Below are 1,053 nucleotides of genomic sequence, written 5' to 3'. Positions count from 1 at the left end.
ATTTACAAATGAGAGGCATATGAAACTAGTAAAATTAAAAAAGCTTCCGTGAGGAAGCTGAGTAGTTACAAATATTTAAACAATATCATTGAACAAGATCACCGGTTTATCAAAAAACGGATTCGGAATATGCTTGGATTGAAATCATTGCAAACAGCTACAAAAATGATTGCTGGAATAGAAGCTATGCATATGGTCAAAAAAGGACAGACTCTACAAGTGGAGAAGTCTGTCCAAAGGCAAATATATCTTATCAATGAAATTTTTGGTGTAACAGCATAAAGTTCAATTCCGCTAGGAATCTTTTGCTCTTTTTTCATATTCCACTATTTTTGCACCAGAACCTTCATTTGTAAAATGGCGCCACCGGTTAAACCCAAATATGATAATAGCTTTCTAACAAAAAGGCATTCTCGCATGTATGGCCAATCATGGATCGATTTACAAAAACAGTACGGATAAAGTAAAGGCACAAGAGCAATGGTTCTTGTGCCTATTTACATTTTCCAAAAATCATGTGGTTGTGCGTAGGGGTCTATTTTTCTAATAACTTTCAAGAGTTTTTTCATTACAAGGGGTGTTGGAATATACGTTTTGTCACGACAAGCCTTTGTCATTGTTGGTAAAGAAATACCCGCAGTACGTGCGATTTTTTGTTGTTCTATTCCATGACGATCCAGCCATTTTTTAAATATGGTTTTATTATCTTTGAAAAACACTTTTCATCTCTCCTAAACTTGTATAATTTGGTTACAAGTTTGGACAGATTTTTTAGGATCTATTCTATAGAGTTTAATATTTTTTTAAATATGGGGAGAAAGTAGAATTTTTATGAAACAATCCAACGAACGATTCTGTTAATTTTTAACTAGTAATCTGGTATACATATAATGCAAAGATTTGACTTACGCATCATACAACAAATCTTTGCAAGGCGGCTTCCAAAAACATTTTGACATTTACATGCAAGAAAATATAGTAACTACTCAGCTTTTTCAGACAAAAAAGCAGGCCAAATACATGTTTCCGATTTGAAAACATGAAAAAAAATAC

At 33.0% G+C, this 1,053-nt stretch carries 1 protein-coding gene and 1 pseudogene; one reads left to right on the top strand and one right to left on the bottom strand.

The genetic code is table 11. From position 1 onward, the window contains the following. Positions 1-69: 69 nt before the first annotated feature. Positions 70-282: pseudogene (locus JDS99_RS30705) on the top strand (DDE-type integrase/transposase/recombinase); the annotation flags it as partial. A 215-nt stretch (positions 283-497) separates the two neighbouring features. On the opposite strand, the gene JDS99_RS30700 reads toward JDS99_RS30705, so the two are convergent. Then, the gene (locus JDS99_RS30700; RefSeq protein WP_199696476.1) at positions 498-719 is read right to left on the bottom strand and encodes a helix-turn-helix transcriptional regulator; all 222 of its coding nucleotides are present in this window, start codon (positions 717-719) and stop codon (positions 498-500) included. Between the last annotated feature and the right edge of the window lie 334 nt (positions 720-1,053).

Source organism: Bacillus cereus group sp. N6, assembly GCF_016483705.1.
GTDB classification, from domain to species: Bacteria; Bacillota; Bacilli; order Bacillales; family Bacillaceae_G; genus Bacillus_A; species Bacillus_A wiedmannii.
The sequence above is the reverse complement of the archived record's forward strand: the minus strand, read 5'-3'. Positions and strand labels throughout refer to the sequence as shown.